The sequence below is a fragment of the Hyalangium versicolor genome (assembly GCF_020103695.1).
Lineage (GTDB): Bacteria > Myxococcota > Myxococcia > Myxococcales > Myxococcaceae > Hyalangium > Hyalangium versicolor.
On the sequence record NZ_JAHXBF010000035.1, the window covers coordinates 13,207 to 28,849 of the forward strand.

General features: G+C 66.8%; 12 protein-coding genes and 1 pseudogene. 5 read left to right on the forward strand and 8 right to left on the reverse strand.

Annotation, left to right across the window (positions count from 1 at the left end; genetic code table 11):
- Nucleotides 1-31 precede the first annotated feature (31 nt).
- Complete coding sequence (locus KY501_RS45705) at nucleotides 32-1,330, reverse strand: transporter substrate-binding domain-containing protein (protein WP_224371129.1); 1,299 nt, start codon at nucleotides 1,328-1,330, stop codon at nucleotides 32-34.
- Nucleotides 1,331-1,457: 127 nt separating this feature from the next.
- Between KY501_RS45705 and KY501_RS45710 the strand changes: the two genes are divergently transcribed.
- Complete coding sequence (locus tag KY501_RS45710; protein WP_224371132.1) at nucleotides 1,458-3,392, forward strand: serine/threonine-protein kinase; 1,935 nt, start codon at nucleotides 1,458-1,460, stop codon at nucleotides 3,390-3,392.
- A 15-nt stretch (nucleotides 3,393-3,407) separates the two neighbouring features.
- Here the strand turns inward: KY501_RS45710 and KY501_RS45715 are convergent, their stop codons facing one another.
- Nucleotides 3,408-3,974, reverse strand: coding sequence for an imm11 family protein (locus KY501_RS45715; RefSeq protein WP_224371134.1), 567 nt, complete (start codon nucleotides 3,972-3,974; stop codon nucleotides 3,408-3,410).
- A gap of 20 nt (nucleotides 3,975-3,994) precedes the next feature.
- Nucleotides 3,995-5,209 (reverse strand): annotated as a pseudogene (locus KY501_RS45720) (AHH domain-containing protein); the annotation flags it as partial.
- Nucleotides 5,210-5,397: 188 nt separating this feature from the next.
- Here KY501_RS45720 and KY501_RS45725 point away from each other — a divergent pair.
- Entirely contained in the window at nucleotides 5,398-6,315 is a 918-nt protein-coding gene (locus KY501_RS45725) for an aldo/keto reductase (protein WP_224371138.1), read from the forward strand.
- Between the two features lie 175 nt (nucleotides 6,316-6,490).
- On the opposite strand, the gene KY501_RS45730 is transcribed toward KY501_RS45725, so the two are convergent.
- Nucleotides 6,491-7,306: an SDR family NAD(P)-dependent oxidoreductase gene (locus KY501_RS45730; RefSeq protein WP_224371140.1), complete on the reverse strand. Its 816-nt coding sequence runs from the start codon at nucleotides 7,304-7,306 to the stop codon at nucleotides 6,491-6,493.
- 85 nt (nucleotides 7,307-7,391) lie between these two features.
- Here KY501_RS45730 and KY501_RS45735 point away from each other — a divergent pair, with 85 nt between their 5' ends.
- Nucleotides 7,392-8,009, forward strand: a complete 618-nt coding sequence (locus KY501_RS45735; protein ID WP_224371142.1) for a TetR/AcrR family transcriptional regulator — start codon at nucleotides 7,392-7,394, stop codon at nucleotides 8,007-8,009.
- A 26-nt stretch (nucleotides 8,010-8,035) separates the two neighbouring features.
- Here the strand turns inward: KY501_RS45735 and KY501_RS45740 are convergent, their stop codons facing one another.
- The 4 genes from KY501_RS45740 to KY501_RS45755 all read right to left on the reverse strand — a co-directional run bounded on the left by KY501_RS45740 (nucleotide 8,036) and on the right by KY501_RS45755 (nucleotide 13,479).
- Complete coding sequence (locus tag KY501_RS45740; RefSeq protein ID WP_224371144.1) at nucleotides 8,036-8,269, reverse strand: hypothetical protein; 234 nt, start codon at nucleotides 8,267-8,269, stop codon at nucleotides 8,036-8,038.
- A gap of 21 nt (nucleotides 8,270-8,290) precedes the next feature.
- Nucleotides 8,291-9,700: a family 2B encapsulin nanocompartment shell protein gene (locus KY501_RS45745; RefSeq protein ID WP_224371146.1), complete on the reverse strand. Its 1,410-nt coding sequence runs from the start codon at nucleotides 9,698-9,700 to the stop codon at nucleotides 8,291-8,293.
- A gap of 47 nt (nucleotides 9,701-9,747) precedes the next feature.
- On the reverse strand, nucleotides 9,748-11,109 hold the full coding sequence (locus tag KY501_RS45750) for a family 2B encapsulin nanocompartment shell protein (protein ID WP_255637380.1): 1,362 nt from the start codon (nucleotides 11,107-11,109) through the stop codon (nucleotides 9,748-9,750).
- Between the two features lie 108 nt (nucleotides 11,110-11,217).
- Complete coding sequence (locus tag KY501_RS45755) at nucleotides 11,218-13,479, reverse strand: family 2 encapsulin nanocompartment cargo protein terpene cyclase (protein WP_224371149.1); 2,262 nt, start codon at nucleotides 13,477-13,479, stop codon at nucleotides 11,218-11,220.
- A gap of 463 nt (nucleotides 13,480-13,942) precedes the next feature.
- Here KY501_RS45755 and KY501_RS45760 point away from each other — a divergent pair, with 463 nt between their 5' ends.
- Nucleotides 13,943-14,797, forward strand: coding sequence for an SDR family NAD(P)-dependent oxidoreductase (locus tag KY501_RS45760; protein ID WP_224371151.1), 855 nt, complete (start codon nucleotides 13,943-13,945; stop codon nucleotides 14,795-14,797).
- A gap of 50 nt (nucleotides 14,798-14,847) precedes the next feature.
- A complete protein-coding gene (locus KY501_RS45765) occupies nucleotides 14,848-15,642 on the forward strand; it encodes a MerR family transcriptional regulator (protein WP_224371153.1) in 795 nt (264 codons plus the stop codon).
- Nucleotide 15,643: the final 1 nt, after the last annotated feature.

The following is a 15,643-nucleotide window of genomic DNA, read 5'->3' on the forward strand; positions in this document are numbered from 1 at the left end:
TTTGGGTGGTGACACCGGAGGCTCGTGCTGGTTACTGCGAGCGTAGGGCCGCGAGCGTTCGAGCGAGCCGCTCCACCTCCGCGGGCTCCAGTGCGCTGGCGCCGAGCCAGTCTCGCGCCAGCTCTCGTACCTCGGCTTCGTCCAGGTGGGCAGGCAGACGCGCCACGAGCGTCGCCATCCTCTCGGTGATGCGAGCTATCGCCGGACGCAGGTCCATCTCCAGGGAGTAGGTGGGAGCACCGGCCTCGACAGGCGTGCGCTGCTGCACGAGCTTGGCGGCGTCGATCTGCGCCTGGAAGAACGTGTCGAGGGCGGCATCGGACGGGGGCTCTTGTCCCGGCGGCACCGCCTTGCGGACCTCGGCTCGGAAGGCCGCGAGCACCCGAGCCTCCTGCGAGGTGTCCTCCACCGCCTTGCCGGTGCGCTGCTTGGCTGCGGCAACCCAGGGCATGAGCGCCAGGCGCTCGGCGGTGGCTGCCAGGAGTGCCTGGACAGGCAGTGCCGTGGGGCCTCCTGCGCCCGGTCCCAGGTAGCGAGCGCGCAGCTCGCGGAGCCGGCCGCTCTCCTCCTGCGCCATCAGCCACGTGTCGAGCCGGGCTTCCAACTCGAGCTGGTCGGCGCGGACGTAGACCGCCACCACGTCTCGGGTGAGCGGGCCCAGCAGCTCGATGCCCAAGAGGCCCTCGGCCCAGCGCGGCGCCTCGAGGTTGTTGCTCAGCGCCGCATCCACCTGGCCCGAGGCCAGTGCCTCCCGCACACCCGCGTTGTCGGGGATGGCCTGGACCTGGGCCTGATGGAAGAGCGCCCGAGCCACTCGCTCCAGGTGACCGCCCCGGTTCACGGCCACGCGCAGCCCGGGCTGGTCGAGCGCCCGAAGCCGTGCCAGCGCCGTGCCCATGTCCTGCGGAGAGGCCACCGCCGGAGGCGGAGCCTGGCTCGGGTACCGGAGCAGCAGCACGGCGCCATTGCGCAGCACCGGGACGGTGAATCGGCCCGCCACGGAGCGCTCTGGCCGCACGGTGATGCCGCTGTCGGCCAGGTCGAACTTCCCGGCTTCCAGGTCTCCTACCAGCTCCGCCCAGCGGAAGCGCACCCACGAGGGCTCGAGCCCCTGGTCAGCGGCGAAGGCCTCCATCAGCGCCACGGAGAAGCCGCTGGGATGCTCCTGCTTCCAGTCACTGAAGGGCGGGTAGTCACCGCTGGTGCCAACGCGAAGCACCGGGCGTACGGGCGCGGGAGCGGGGGCCGAAGCGCACGCGGCCACCGCGCCGAGCAGCCAGGCCAGCGCCAGCCCATGGAGTATCCGCTGCCGGGAACGTTCAGGGGTCATGGAGTCCTCGGAATCCCGGGGCGGCAAGAGGTGGGCCCTGGGGGCTCTCCAGGTTGGCTCGGGGGCGTGCCGTCCGCAACGCCTGTTGTGGAGCGAGGAGAGTCCCTGGGTAGGATGGGGGGCAGCAATGGCTCCTCAACCTGGAAAGCGGTTTGGCCGCTATGAGCTGATGTCCCGGCTCGGCTATGGCGGCATGGCGGAGACCTGGCTGGCCCGGTTGCTGGGCGAGGCGGGTTTCTCCAAGGCCGCGGTCATCAAGAAGGTCCTGCCCGAGTACTCGGACGACTACGTCTTCACCAGCATGTTGATCAGCGAGGCGCGCATCTCCGCCACGCTGACCCACGACAACATCGCGCAGGTGTTCGACTTCGGCCGGGTGGACAACGAGTACTTCCTGGCCATGGAGTACGTGGACGGGCCGCCGCTGCACGATCTCATCCACCGGACGCTGCAGGCGGGATGGCCCTCGCTGCCGTTGCCGCCGGCCGTCTTCATCGGCGTCGCGATCTGCCGGGGGCTGCACTACGCCCATACCCGGAAGGATGAGACTGGCAAGCCGCTGGGGATCGTCCACCGGGACATCTCTCCGGAGAACGTGCTCATCAGCTACGAGGGGCAGGTGAAGATCATCGACCTCGGGCTGGCGAAGGCTCGGCAGTTGAGCGAGCTGGCCACGGAGCCTGGGGTGGTGAAGGGCAAGTACCTGTTCTTCTCTCCGGAGCAGGCGCGCGGCGAGGAGGTGGATTCGCGCACGGACGTGTGGGCCACGGGCATCACGCTGTACGAGTTGGTGTGCGGGAAGCTCCCCGCCGAGGGCCCGGAGTTCGTCGTGCTGCCGAAGATGGGCAAGGGCGAGTTCCCGCGTCCGCGCGAGCTCAACCCGAAGGTGCCGCGGAGGCTGGAGGACATCCTCATGGCGGCGCTCGCGGTGCGAAAGGAGGACCGCTACGCGTCGGCTCAGGAGTTCGGGGATGCGCTGGCGGGCTTCCTGCTGTCGTTCGCGCCCCAGTTCACCTCGATGACGCTCTCGCACTACGTCCAGCACCTGTGCCGGGACACGCTGACCCGCCAGGGGCGGGAGGTGCACGTCCCTCGCTCCTTCCAGGACGTGCTCGCATCCTGGCGCGAGGCGCTGAAGGTGGTTCCTGTCGACGAGAACGCTGCTCCTGTCGACGAGGAGGAAGAGGAGCCTCTCAAGAAGGCGAAAAGCGCTCCTGTTGAAGAGGAGGAAGCCCCGGTCGAGGAGGAGGAGGCTCCTGCCGAGGAGGAGACTTCTGCCGAGGAGGAGGAGGCTCCTGCCGAGGAGGAGGACTCTCCTCTCGACGACCCGACGATGCCGGTGGCGAGGAGGGTGCGGCCGAGTCCTCACGCGACGAGTACTCTGCCGCCGACGCTTCCCCCCGCAAGCCCTTCATCCGCGAGTGCTTCGGCCACGTTCGCTCGAGAGAGGTACCGGTCGCAGGAGCCTCAGGTGGCTCCCGCGCCTTCTCCATCCCCCTGGGCGGTGTGGAATTGGAGCATCGCGGGAGGTACGGCGGTGGGATGGGTGGCCATCGGCCTGCTCGTGCTTCTCCTGAAGAAGCCGGAGCCGGAGCCTGTGGTTGTCCAGGCTCCGCCGAAGGAGGAGGCGCCCGTGAAGGCGTCCGCGGGGACGGGCCTGCGGGGGACGAAGCCCTCGGGCTCGTCGGAGGAGTACGATCGCTTCATCCAGCAGGCGAAGACGGCGACTGGGAGCAGGCGCTACCAGGCGGCGCAGGACTACTATCGTGCGGCGCTGAAGATCCGTCCGGACTCGGTCGAGGCGAAGGAGGGGTTGGGCTTCTCGCTGGTGTTGGGAAACACCGGGAAGGAGAGCAACGAGCAGGCGGCGAAGCTGCTGCAAGAGGTGGTGACGGAGGACATCCTGAATGCCCGGGCGTGGTTCTCCCTGGGGATGGCACTCCAGGGGCTCCAGCGAGAGGACGAGGCGGTGGAGGCGTACAAGAAGTACCTGCTGCTGGAGCCCTCGGGGAGGTTCGCCTCCGACGCCCGCATCGCGCTCAAGCAACTGGACGCAGACTGAAGTGCTGCTGGAGGGCTACACCTCTTCAAACGATGTCCCGGTCGCGCCCATGCTCTCGAGTGCCTCCTTGATCTCCTGGGAGACGACGAGCACCACGGGCCATCCCCATGGGCGAAACACCTGGGTCTCGCCGACTTTCGAAGGGTCGATCTTCATTCCCACCACATTCCGGTACTCACCCACGAGTTCCGGCTGTCCGTCTTCTGGCGTGTAGCGCTGCACTTCCTCGCTTGCTGTGTCGTCGATGCACTTCACGACGCGGAGCGCGTTGAGGATGAAGAACCTGGTGGTCTGTGATTCGACCTGCACGGGAATGAGCTGGACGTCGCTGGAGGCCAGGCTCGTGAAAACCTTCGCCACCCTCTCGTGAAGGATCGGGACGGCGGCTCCTGCAAGAGAGAAGTCCAGTGGCTCCCCAGGGCGGAACAGGGGGATTCGGATAGGCTCGGCGACGGAAGCAGGCGCTCCTTGCCGGAAGAGCCAGGTCCAGAGTTCCTGCCCCTGCGCGTCGACGGGCGTGTCCAGGTGCCAGCGGGCCGGTACGTGGACATTCTCGAACAGATCGAAGTACCGCTTCGACATGATGGATCTCTCTCTGACCGTCAACTCCGGGTGACCAGCTTGTTCAGCCGAGTTCCTGGCGTGGAGATCTCCTCAGCCAGTGACCTGAGTTCCTTGATGAGTGCAGTTCGACACTGCTCCAGGGGACGGCAAGTGGCGGTTGCCCGGTCCAGTCTTCGGAAGACTTCGCGATGGTACTCTTCGGGATGAGGGCCCTGGTGTCCCTGGACGCGCACCTTGTTGGCTGGATCCTCCAGCGACATACCGGCGCGTTTGAAGATCCTCTCGAAGACGGGAATCCATGGGCCTCCGCCATGGGTGGCATCAGGCCACTTGTTCGTGGCGATGTGGTGCTCGGGAGGCAACGCCAGAGTTGTCTTGGGGGCCGGTTCGTGTGGCTCGCGGGCGGCCATCGCAACTGCTGTCGGGGCCAGTGTGAGGGTGATGGTGCCATCGACGGAGACGGCCACCGCGCTCACCTGGCCCACCCCTGCGAGCCTCAATCCCACGCGGGAAGCCCCTGTGGCAGCCGCCTCCGATGAGGCAGGCAGCATCGTGAGACGTGAGGCCAGCCACGAGGAGCCTCCGCTCATGCCGTAGCTTACCGCCACCGTCACTGCGAGGACGAAGACTCGGGCTGCTTCGGGCCCCACGCGCTTCGCGAAGCGCTGACTGGCTTGCTCCAATTCCTCGGGAGTGGTGGCTGGGTCGGTGGCTCGCTTCAACTCCCTGCTGGCATCCACCAGTTCCAGGAAGGTTTCCACCCCCAGGTAGAGGAGCATGAGGGCGGAGACAATGGCTGCGGCCTTGGTGAAGACGGGCTCGGGATTGGCCGCCAGCGCGGCCCAGGTGATGAGTTCCGTCGCAATCACGGTGTAGAAAAGCTGGGGGGCCAGGGTGTCCTCCACCGCATGGGAGATGCTTTCTCGAAGGGGCTGGAGTGACAGGCCCAGGGCCACCCCCAGCTTGTCCCACGGGCTCAGGCCCATCACGTCGTCGAGCAGTGAGAGGCAGTCTGCCCTACGCTGGCTCGGCGCGCAGAGGCCGCCGAAGCTCTTGCTCATGAGGCGCTGCCAGTGCGCTTCCGCATCCTTGTCGGGGTAGGAGATGCGGACCGGCTTCCCTGAAGAGGGGGCGCGGAGTGGCAGGGGCATTTCCAGCACCCACCGCGTCAGTCCTTCTTCGAAATCATCAGAGCCCACATGGATGGAGCTGTTGGAAGTGACAGGCCGGTACTCCCGTGGCGCACCCTGACCGATCAGGCGAAGGGGCATCTCATTACCGTGCGGTGGCTGGATTCAGTGTGCGGTGCGCGCGACCCGGAACTGTTTGTCGAGACCATGCTCTCAGCGTCCCCGGGAACAGCGTGCGTGAGTATAGCGGAGGTCGAGTTTCCCTTCGTTCTGAGCGGACACCTGGGCTCACGCAGGCTAGGGTGGGCGCCATGAGTCTTCCCATGCGCGTGAAGATGGCGCCCGGTGGCCCCGAGGTATCCCGGCTGGCCTATGGCGTCTGGCGGCTGTTCAACGATGGCCAGCAGGCCGATGTCCAACGCGTGCTGGCGCAGATCCAGACCTGTCTGGACTGTGGCATCACCACGTTCGACCACGCCGACATCTACGGCGGGTACCGCTGCGAAGAGGCCTTTGGTGCCGCGTTGCGCGCCAACCCCAGCCTTCGTCAGCGGATGGAGCTGGTCACCAAGTGCGGAATCATGCTGGTGGACCCCGCCCGGCCCCAGAATCGCATCAAGCACTACGATTACTCGCGCCAGCACATCGTCGCCTCCGTGGAACGGTCACTGCGCAACCTGGCTACGGATTACATCGATGTGCTGCTCCTCCACCGGCCCAGTCCTCTGCTGGACCCCGATGAGGTGGCCGAGGCCATCCGCCAGCTCATCGCTCAGGGCAAGGTGCGCTACCTGGGCGTCTCCAACTTCACTCCCTCGCAGTTCGATGCCCTCTCCAGCCGGCTCGATCAGCCTCTGGTGACGAACCAGGTGGAACTCCATCCGCTCCGCCTGGAGCCCTTCCTGGATGGGACGCTCGATCAGTGTCTGCAGCGGCGGATTCTCCCCATGGCCTGGTCCCCCCTGGCAGGCGGCCGGTTGTTGAAGGGCGAGGGTGGGGCAGAGGGCCGGGTGCGCGCCGTGCTGTCCGAACTAGGCCGCCAGCATGGAGTGGACCTCGATCAGGTCATCTATGCGTGGCTGCTGCGGCACCCGTCGACCATCATCCCTGTGTTGGGCACCCAGCGGCTGGAGCGCATCACCTCCGCCGCGAAGGCCCTCTCACTGAAGCTGGACACACAGGAGTGGTTCGCGGTGTGGAGCGCTTCCTCTGGGCGCGAAGTGCCCTGAGCCGTGGGAGGCGCCATGCCGCGCCATACCCCAGGCTCCCGTCCGGCGCGGTTCTGGCGAACCTGTATGCTTGGTGGACAGGTTTCGCCAGCTCGCCGCCGACAGGGCGCCTGCCCCGGTTCACAGAGCACAGAAGGGTTGAACTGCGTCCCGGGGACTCCCGGTCCGCGCGGCATCACACGTTGGCGAGGAGTCGGGCCGTGGTCTCCCGGATGGCGCGCCGTGTGGCCTCGTCCTCTGCGACGGCCGGCCACGGTTGCTCGGTCTCCTCGATCAGCCAGCGGGCCTCCCCCGAGGGAGACCAGCGCTCACGGGCGAGGATCCTCGCGAGCCGGGACGCGCACACCTCGGGCGCCTCCCAGCCGCGCTTCACCAACGACAAGAGCCACCCAAGTGGACCCGTCCGCGCTCCCAGGTCCGTGCGCACCACGCCCGGGTGGAGGACCACCACGTCGAGAGCTGGCCAGGCCGCGGCGATGTCTCGCATGGCCACGGCGAAGCAGAGCTTCGTGGTGCAGTAGGTCCGGATCCCCGAGAAGTCCTCACCGGTCGGAGTACGCACCGCGTCGAACCGCCCCTTGATGATCAGCCCGGCATTCACCGCCATGATGCGGCGCAGGCGCTGGGCCTCGAGCAACGGCCGCTGCATCACGAGCGGCGCCAGGTGGTTGATGACGAAGGCCGCCTCGAACCCCTCCGCGGTGAGCACTCGCTTCGCTGGCCACAATCCCGCGTTGTGAACGAGCGTCGAACCCGGAGAGACCACCTCGGCCAGCCGCTGTCCAAGGGCTCGTGCCTCTGACAGCGAGGACAGATCCCCGGGAACCGCGATGGCACGGCCGCCCTTCTGCTCGACAGCGGTGACCAGAGCCTCGAGGCGCGCTTGGTCCCGGGCCACGAGGACGAGCCGATCGCCCCGCTGCTCGGCGAGAGCCAGCGCCAGCGCGTGGCCGATACCGCGCGAGGCACCCGTGAGGATCAAATCAGCCATCCCCCGAGCCTGACAGCCCGGCCTCGGAATTGGAAGTTTATTCCAATTCGACCCCAGAACCGTGCCGCACTAGGGTACGCCGAGGATGGAGCCCGCCCGACGTGACGGCCTGAAGCGCCGCGACGCACTCCTGGACGCCGCGCTGAAGTGCTTCGTACGCAGAGGCGTGCTCGGCACCGGCATCGAGGAGATCCGGCGCGAAGCGGGAGCGAGCCCTTCCAGCGTCTACCACCTGTTCGATGGGCTCCCTGGCCTCATCCTCGCGCTGCTGACGCGGACCTTCGAGCGTCTCTTCGCGCACCTGGCTGAGAGGGTGACCGCCACGGCCACGGCGGAAGAAGCCGTGGAGGCGCTCGTCGATGGCCATCTCGAATGGATCCTCGGCCATCCGGACGAGGGGCGCTTCATGTACCAGGCCACGGCGATCGAGTTCGGCGCGGACGCGAAGGCCATCCACGCCCTGCAGGCCAGGAAGGCCGAGCTGCTCACGCCCGTCGTCCTCCACCTGAGCCGCTTCATCTCCGAGGGGAAGCTGCCCCCCTGGTCTCCGCTGGTGTTCGACGTGGTGCTGCTCGGCCCCAGCCACGAGGCGTGCCGCCGTTTCCTCGCGGGGGCCGAGCTCGATCCGAAGTGGATGCGCGCCACGCTGCCGCAGCTGGCCTGGCAGAGCGTCAAGCCGCGGCGGCAGCGTCACAACCCGTAACGCGGGGATGTCCCCGCGTGCCGGTTCTACTCCTCGACCTCCCTGTCCTCGCTGCTCTGTCCCTTGCCCTTGCCCTTGCCCTTGTCCTCAGCGCCCTTGCCCTTGCCCTTGTCCTCGGCGCTCTTGCCCTCTGGCGGGTTCTTCGCCTCGCCAGCGGACTTCGCCTTGGACTGCTGAGCCGCCGGGTCCTTGGCCTTGGGAGGCTGGGAAGCGAAGGCGGTACCGGCGACGACTGCGAACAGGAACACGAGCTTCTTCATGAGGACCTCTCCGGGTGAGGGCTAGCGCCCGAGCTCGACGTTCTCGAGCACACCGAGAGCATCGGGGATCAGGATGGCCGCGGAGAAGTAGGTGCTAACCAGGTAGGAGGTAATCGCCTTGTCGCTGATGTCCATGCGCCGCGCGGACAGCCCGGGCTCGATCTCATCCGCAAGGCCGGTTTGACGCAGGCCGACGACACCCTGATCGTCCTCTCCCGTCCTCAGGACGATGATGGAACTCGTGCGCGACTCGGTGATGGGGATCTTGTCGCAGGGCAGGATCGGCACGCCGCGCCAGCCCATGAACTTCTTCCCCTCCACCTCGACCACCGTCGGGTAGATGCCCCGGCGGGTGCACTCCTGTCCGAACGCCGCGATGGTACGCGGGTGCGCCAGCAGGTACCGGGACTTCCTGCGCCGGCTGATCAGCTCGTCCAGATCGTCCGGAGTGGGCGGCCCGCTGCGAGCGTGGATGCGCTGCTTGAGGTCCGCGTTGTGCAGCAACCCGAAGTCCCGGTTGTTGACCAGCTCGTACTCCTGCCGCTCGCGCAGCGCCTCGACGGTCAGCCGCAACTGCTGCTCGGTCTGGTTCATCGGGTCGCTGAACACATCCGCCACGCGGGTGTGAACGTTGAGCACGGTCTGGGCCACGCTCAGCTCGTACTCACGAGGCGTCAGCTCGTAGTCGACGAACGTCCCCTGCAGGGACGGCTCTCCCGAGTGGCCGGCCGCCAACTGGATGGCCGCCTGCCCCATCTTGTCCTGCGGCTTCTTCAGCCGCTCCTTGAACTTCTCCACGTGGGCGCGCAGCGCGGGGGACTGCTGGATCTGCCCCTCGAACACCTGCTGCGGCAGGGCCATCACCGTGCACGGAGTGATGGCCTTCACCGTGAACGCCCAGCGATCGTTCGACTCGACCACCGCCTGGTCCCCAAAGTGATCGCCATCGGCGAGCACATCGAGGATGACCGGATCGCCGTACTTGCCCGCGCCCAGCTTGTTGGCCTTGCCGTGAGCAATCAGGAAGATGTGCTCAGCGGACTGTCCGGCCTCGACGATGGACTCGCCCGCCTTGAACTCCCTCTGGACGAAGCGGCCGGCCAGCGGAGCGAGCACCGAGCCGTCGTCCTCGAAGCCGCGCAGCAGCGGCAGCTTCGAGAGTTCCTGGGGAACCACCTGCACCTTCGCCCCAATGTTGCTGAAGTTGAGGCGGTCGTCCTCCGCGGTATAGGTGAGGCGGCGGTTGACGCGGTACACGCCACCCTTCACCTCGACCCAGGGCAGGATGTGCAGCAGCCACCGGGGGGTGATTCCCTGCATCTGCGGGACGGTCTTGGTCGTCGTCGCCAGCTTGCGAGCCGCGGCCGTAGCCAGGCTCGAATGCTGACTCTCGAGATCTCCACCACCGCCTGTTGTCACGATGTTCGCCATGTGCTGAGCCTTTGTGCGGGTCCGGTCCGCGGGCGGACCGTCCGTGCCTAGTAGCGGCCGATCTCCACGCTCTCGAGCACGCCGAGCGCGTCAGGGATGAGCACCGCCGCGGAGAAGTACGTGGTGACCAGGTAGTTGATGATCGCCTTCTCGTTGATGCCCATGAAACGCACGGACAGGCTGGGCTCGATCTCGTCCGGGATGCCGGCGTGGTGCAGGCCGACGACGCCCTGGTTCTTCTCGCCCGCGCGCATCAGCAGGATGGAGCTCGTCCGGGTGTCGCTGATGGGGATCTTGTTGCACGGGAAGATGGGGATGCCGCGCCACGCGGGCACCATGTTGCCGCCCACGTCCACGCTGGTGGGGTAGATGCCGCGGCGGCTGCACTCCTGCCCGAACGCCGCGATGGTGCGCGGGTGCGCCAGGAAGAACGTCGGATCCTTCCACACCGTCGCCAGCAGCTCGTCCATGTCATCCGGCGTCGGCGGACCGCTCCGGGTGTGGATGCGCTGCTTGAGGTCCGCGTTGTGCAGCAGGCCGAAGTCGCGGTTGTTGATGAGCTCGTGCTCCTTGCGCTCCTTCAACGCCTCGACGGTCAGACGCAACTGCTGCTCGGTCTGGTTCATCGGCTCGTTGAACAGGTCCGCCACGCGCGAGTGGATCTGCAGCACTGTCTGCGCCACGCTCAGCTCGTACTCGCGCGGAGACGTCTCGTAGTCCACGTAGGTGCCCGGCAGCACCGGCTCGCCCGAATGGCCCGCGGCCAGCTCGATGGCCGCCTGGCCCGTGCTGTCCTGCTTCTTCTTCGACAGGGCCCGGAAGTTCGCCAGGTGCTTCTGGAGCGAGGGGGACTGGGCCACCACCGCCTCGAACGCGTCCTGCTTCAGGATCAACACCGTGGCGGGCGTGACGGTCTTCACCGTGAACTGCCAGTAGTCCTGCGACTCCAGCAGCGCCTCGTAGCTGTAGTGGTCGCCGTCCGCGAGCACCTCGAGCACCGTCTGATCGCCGTACTTGCCCGCGCCGATCTTGTTCACCTTGCCGTGGGCGATCAGGCAGATCGAGTCCGCCTCCTTGCCCTTCTCGGTGATGATCTCGCCCGCCTTGAGCTCCTTCTGCTCGAAGCGGTTGGCCAGGGCGGTGAGCACCTCCACATCGTCATAGCCGCGCAGCAGCGGCAGCTCGCAGAGCTCCTGGGGAATGACCTGCACCTTCGCACCGGTGTTGGTGAAGGTGACGCGGCCGTCGCCCACGGAGTAGGTCAGCCGGCGGTTGACGCGATAGATGCCGCCGGACACCTGCACCCACGGCAGTAGCTTCAGCAGCCACCGCGAGGAGATTCCCTGCATCTGCGGAACGGTCTTGGTCGTCGTCGCCAGCTGGCGCGCCGCCGCCGTCCCAAGGCTCATCTGCTGCTTCTCTGCATCACCGCTCGGATTCACTGGATTTGCCACGACTCACCGTTTCCCTTCAGGAAGAAGACAGGAAGAAAGAACACGACACTTTTCACGGACATCTCACCCAGGCCTGTGGGCCCCGAACAGCGCCGCGATGCGCGCCGCCGAGGTGCCCCGCCCCGTGGGTTTGCCAATCAGCCGCTCGGGCTTCCGAGAGTTGAGCAGCTCGAATTCCTTGTAGCGATCCACCGCCTGGTGCCACCGGAGCACGCCCGCCATCCACTGCTGCAGCTTCTCGACGTACTTGTTCAGCTTCTCTCGCGCCTGCGAGTCCAGCTTGTAGTCCTCGACGAGGACGGGCAGCTCCTTGGCGACGATGTGCTCGAACTGCTGCATGCGCGCGGCCATCAAGTTGTTGACGACCTCGACGGCCCCCTGCTTGTCCAGGTCCAGGAAGCGCTGGACGACGAGCACTCCATTGTTCAGCTCACCCTCGAACTCGATCTCCTTCTGGTAGGAGAAGATGTCGTTGGTCAGGCACGCGTAATCGGCGGCCGAGTTCTCCAGCCCGCGCACCGGCCGGGTGTGGAAGATCTCGGCGGGAATGGCGTCGCCGTGGGCCAGGCGGGACAGGCTCATGGTGAGATCCGAGCCGAACGTCTTCCGGCGCATCTCCACGTAGTCGACCGGATCCGGGATGCGGTTCTGCATCAGGTTGGCCAGCTCCCAGAGCCAGCTCTCCGTCATGTCCTGGATGGCCTTGCGGAACAGGTTCCGCGCGTTCGTGGACAAGCCGCCCGCCGTGCGCGCCCAGAGATCCGCCAGTCCGCGCTCCACCGGGTTGGTGGGGACCTCGGAGAGCGTGGAGGGATCGTCCGGCATGAAGGCCGACAGCCGGGCGTTGAACAGCTTCGCGCCCGCCATGTTGCGCGAGTTCCCGTAGAGCATCGGGAAGTAGTCGTCGGCGTACGTTCCCCAGACGAGCCAGGACGCCGTCAGGTCGAGCTCGGGGCCTGTGGCCCCCGGGTTGATGAGCGCGCCGCAGAGCGCCACGTCCGCCACGTCGAACCGGTGGTCGTCCCAGATGTAGCCGCCGGGAACGCCCGGCAGCACATCCAGCATCCCCATCTGGCGGGCCCACGCCTTGGAGTTCTTCCGCGCGGAATCCAGGTGGGGACTCTGCGTCGTGGTGTACGGCATGTAGAACTTGGGCTGCTTCACCGGGCCCACGTGCAGGAAGGGCACGTGCGTGAAGCTCTTGAACCGCTTCAGCCCCAGTGCGTCGGGGGACAGGTGCAGCCGCGCCGACGAGGCGCCCAGGCCCGTGGGGCCCAGCGGGAGCGTCCACCCACCCCCGGAGCCTCCCGCGTCGCGGTTCATGTAGCGGCTCGACCGCATGTGCCACTCATGGCCGCCGGACTGCCAGTCCTGGAGCCCTCGGATATAGGTGAGGACGCTCGCCCGCTCGACCGGATCGAGCGCGAACTCCTCGAAGAGGGGAGGCAGCTCCGCCAGCGCGGTGTTCTCGAACTGGTGGAGTCGCGACGTCAGGATGTCATTGGTGAGATTGGCCGCGCGCTGCGTGTCGACGTCCAGGAACTTCTCGATCACCAGGACGCAGTTGGAGAGCTCTCCCTCGTGCAGGATCTCCCGCTCGTAGGAGAACAAATCGTTGCGCAGGTGCACCGCGTCCGAGAACGTGTCCTTGAGGACCAGCATGGGCCTGGAGGCGGCGATCCGGTCCGGCACCTCGACGAAGACGGCGTGCTCCACCAGGTCCGCCGACCAGGGCGCGCCACCCACCTTGCGGCGCATCTCGATGTACTCGATGGGGTTCGAGACGCGGCTCTCGGTGATGTTCGAGAGCTCCCATGTCGACTCCTCGAGCAGGGCCTTGGTGCTCTGGAAGAACCGGCGCCGCCACTCGATGGACTTGCTGGGCACCGTGCGGTTCCACAGATCGATCAGGCCTCGCTCCACCGGATTGGTGGGCTCGGGCGTGGGGGAGAGATCGACCGGCATGAACAGCGGCAGCCGGTCCAGATACTTCTTCGCGCCCACCTGATCCTTCGTGACCTTGTAGAGATCCAGGAAGTGATCGTCGAAGTAGAAGACCCAGACGTACCAGTCGGTGATCAGGTCCAGCTCTGGGCCCGGCGCCTCGGGGTGCGTGTACGAGCAGAGCAGCGCGTAGTCCATCGCGTCGAACTTCTTCTCGGTCCAGATCTCCGGCGTCCCGTCCTTCGAGTCCAGGATCCCCATCTCCCGAGCCCACGCCTTGGAGTGCGTCCGAGCCCCTTCCAGGTTGGCGTTCAGCCGTGCAGGCCAGGGGATATAGAAGTCGGGGAGTTGAAACGGTTGCTTCGCTTGGGCCGCAGCCATCGGGGGTTGCCTCGTCGGATAATCGACACTCTTCTTGAGGGTGGAGGGGTGCGCTGGATCGCGGCGCGTGCGCTCGCGGTGCGCCCAGGGGCATGGGGTGGCAGGTCTCAGGTGAGAGCGCTCGTGGGGGGAGCACCCGTCTTGTGCGGACCCGATTTGCAGGGGGTGTGCCAGGGCAGGGGAAGGCTCTGTCTCCGGGTTTCCCTCTGAGCCCGTGGAGGCGCCCGAGGCGGATGGCTGTGTCAGCGCGGGATGTGACACGTCAGGGTCTGCCAGTGACGTGTCAGCACGGTCGGGTGACCCAAACACCGGGCCCCGAGTGGAATTTTCACGGAGATTTCTTGTCCCCAGCGCCCGCCTGTGCCCTCGCCTCTACGCGGAACGCACTGCGAGTGCGTGTCGGGATGGGTCATCCTTGTCATGAGGATTCATGGAGACGAGGTAACGAAGAGCGGAGCCGCGCATGAAAACGGTCCAGGGAAAGGTCGCAGCGGTCACGGGAGCCGCCTCGGGTATCGGTCGAGCGATGGCGGTGCTGCTCGCTCGGCGCGGGTGCCATGTGGCCCTCTCCGATGTGAACGAGAAGGGGCTCGCGGAGACGGCGGAGGCGTGCCGGGCCCATGGCGTCCAGGTGCGCGCGACTCGGGTGGATGTGGCGCAGCGGGCCGCGGTGCACACCTGGGCTGACGAGGTGGCGCGGGAATTGGGCGCCGTCCACATCATCATCAACAACGCGGGCGTCGCCCTGGGCGCCACCATCGAAGACACCCGGTACGAGGACTTCGAGTGGCTCATGAACATCAACTTCTGGGGCGTGGTGCACGGCACCAAGGCCTTCCTCCCGCACATCCAGGCGGCGGGGGAGGGCCACATCGTCAACGTCTCCAGCGTGTTCGGGCTCATCAGCGTGCCCACGCAGGGGGCCTACAACGCCGCGAAGTTCGCGGTGAAGGGCTTCACCGATGCGCTGCGCCAGGAGATGGAGGTCGAGAACAACGCGATCGGCGTCACGTGTGTCTTCCCGGGCGGCATCAAGACCAACATCGCTCGCAGTTCCCGCACCCGCATCCGGCCTGGCTGGGTGGATGAGCAGTCCGCCGCGAACGTCGAGAAGCTCTTCTCCACCCCGCCCGAGGACGCGGCCGAGGACATTCTCGCGGCCATCCTCAAGAACCGCAGGCGCCAGCTCATCGGCATCGACGCGGTCTTCATCGATCTCATGCAGCGGGTGCTGCCCGTCTTCTACCAGCGGTTCCTTATCGCGGGGGCCCGGAGGCGGCGCTCCCAGATGTTTGGGGGCCGCGCCATGAAGCGCTGAGGAAGGAGGGAGGGAGGGCCGCATCCGCCCCTCTGGCCGGGGACCCAGCCATGCCGTACTCTCGCGACATGAGTGGTGGTGGCGAGCGGCGCCGGAAACGGGGCGTTGAGCAGCGAGGCAAGGTGGCGGTGGATCGCTCCGCCTTCCCCTATCGGATGAAGGATCTGTGCGAGCGCGCGGGCCTGTCGCGGCAAGTCGTGCACTTCTACATCCAGCAGGGCCTGCTGCCGGAGGGACAGAAGACGGGCCGCAACATGGCCTTCTACAGCGAGCAGCACCTGAAGCGGTTGAGCCTCATCCGCCAGCTCCAGGAGGAGCGCTTCCTGCCGCTGCGCGCCATCCGCGCCATGCTGGGCGAGAGCGAGGAGCGCTTCACCCCCAAGCAGCGTGAGCTCATCACCGAGATCCGCCAGCGCCTGGGGCCCACGCTCGGCACCGAGCGCCTGCCCGACACCGTGGGCGCGGACGAGCTGCTCGAGGAGACGGGCGTTCGCGGCTCGGACCTGGAGCGCATGGTCGAACTGGGCATCCTGGCCACGAGCAAGCAGGGCGGGCGCACGGTGCTGGCGCGCGATGACACGTTCATCGTGGAGCTGTGGAGCCAACTGAAGGAGGCCGGCTTCACCGAGGAGCTTGGCTTCCAGGTGGATGATCTGCTGCTCTACTCCAAGGCCATGTCGAAGCTCTTCGTGGGCGAGGCTCAGCTCCTGAGCGATCGACTCACCGGCCGGCTCCCTCCCAAGGAGGCGGCGGCGATGGTGGAGCGCGTCCTGCCCATCATCAACACCTTCCTCGTCCACTACCACACCGCCCAGGTCCGGAACTTCCTCGCCATGCACCGGTGAG

What these genes read in the sequence shown, in the direction of transcription:
- KY501_RS45765 (WP_224371153.1), top strand. Translation starts at nt 14,848, where the DNA reads ATGCCGTACTCTCGCGACATGAGTGGTGGTGGCGAGCGGCGCCGGAAA.
- KY501_RS45740 (WP_224371144.1), bottom strand. Translation starts at nt 8,269, where the DNA reads ATGAAGAAGCTCGTGTTCCTGTTCGCAGTCGTCGCCGGTACCGCCTTC.
- KY501_RS45745 (WP_224371146.1), bottom strand. Translation starts at nt 9,700, where the DNA reads ATGGCGAACATCGTGACAACAGGCGGTGGTGGAGATCTCGAGAGTCAG.
- KY501_RS45735 (WP_224371142.1), top strand. Translation starts at nt 7,392, where the DNA reads ATGGAGCCCGCCCGACGTGACGGCCTGAAGCGCCGCGACGCACTCCTG.
- KY501_RS45760 (WP_224371151.1), top strand. Translation starts at nt 13,943, where the DNA reads ATGAAAACGGTCCAGGGAAAGGTCGCAGCGGTCACGGGAGCCGCCTCG.
- KY501_RS45715 (WP_224371134.1), bottom strand. Translation starts at nt 3,974, where the DNA reads ATGTCGAAGCGGTACTTCGATCTGTTCGAGAATGTCCACGTACCGGCC.
- KY501_RS45725 (WP_224371138.1), top strand. Translation starts at nt 5,398, where the DNA reads ATGAGTCTTCCCATGCGCGTGAAGATGGCGCCCGGTGGCCCCGAGGTA.
- KY501_RS45750 (WP_255637380.1), bottom strand. Translation starts at nt 11,109, where the DNA reads ATGAGCCTTGGGACGGCGGCGGCGCGCCAGCTGGCGACGACGACCAAG.
- KY501_RS45710 (WP_224371132.1), top strand. Translation starts at nt 1,458, where the DNA reads ATGGCTCCTCAACCTGGAAAGCGGTTTGGCCGCTATGAGCTGATGTCC.
- KY501_RS45730 (WP_224371140.1), bottom strand. Translation starts at nt 7,306, where the DNA reads ATGGCTGATTTGATCCTCACGGGTGCCTCGCGCGGTATCGGCCACGCG.
- KY501_RS45705 (WP_224371129.1), bottom strand. Translation starts at nt 1,330, where the DNA reads ATGACCCCTGAACGTTCCCGGCAGCGGATACTCCATGGGCTGGCGCTG.
- KY501_RS45755 (WP_224371149.1), bottom strand. Translation starts at nt 13,479, where the DNA reads ATGGCTGCGGCCCAAGCGAAGCAACCGTTTCAACTCCCCGACTTCTAT.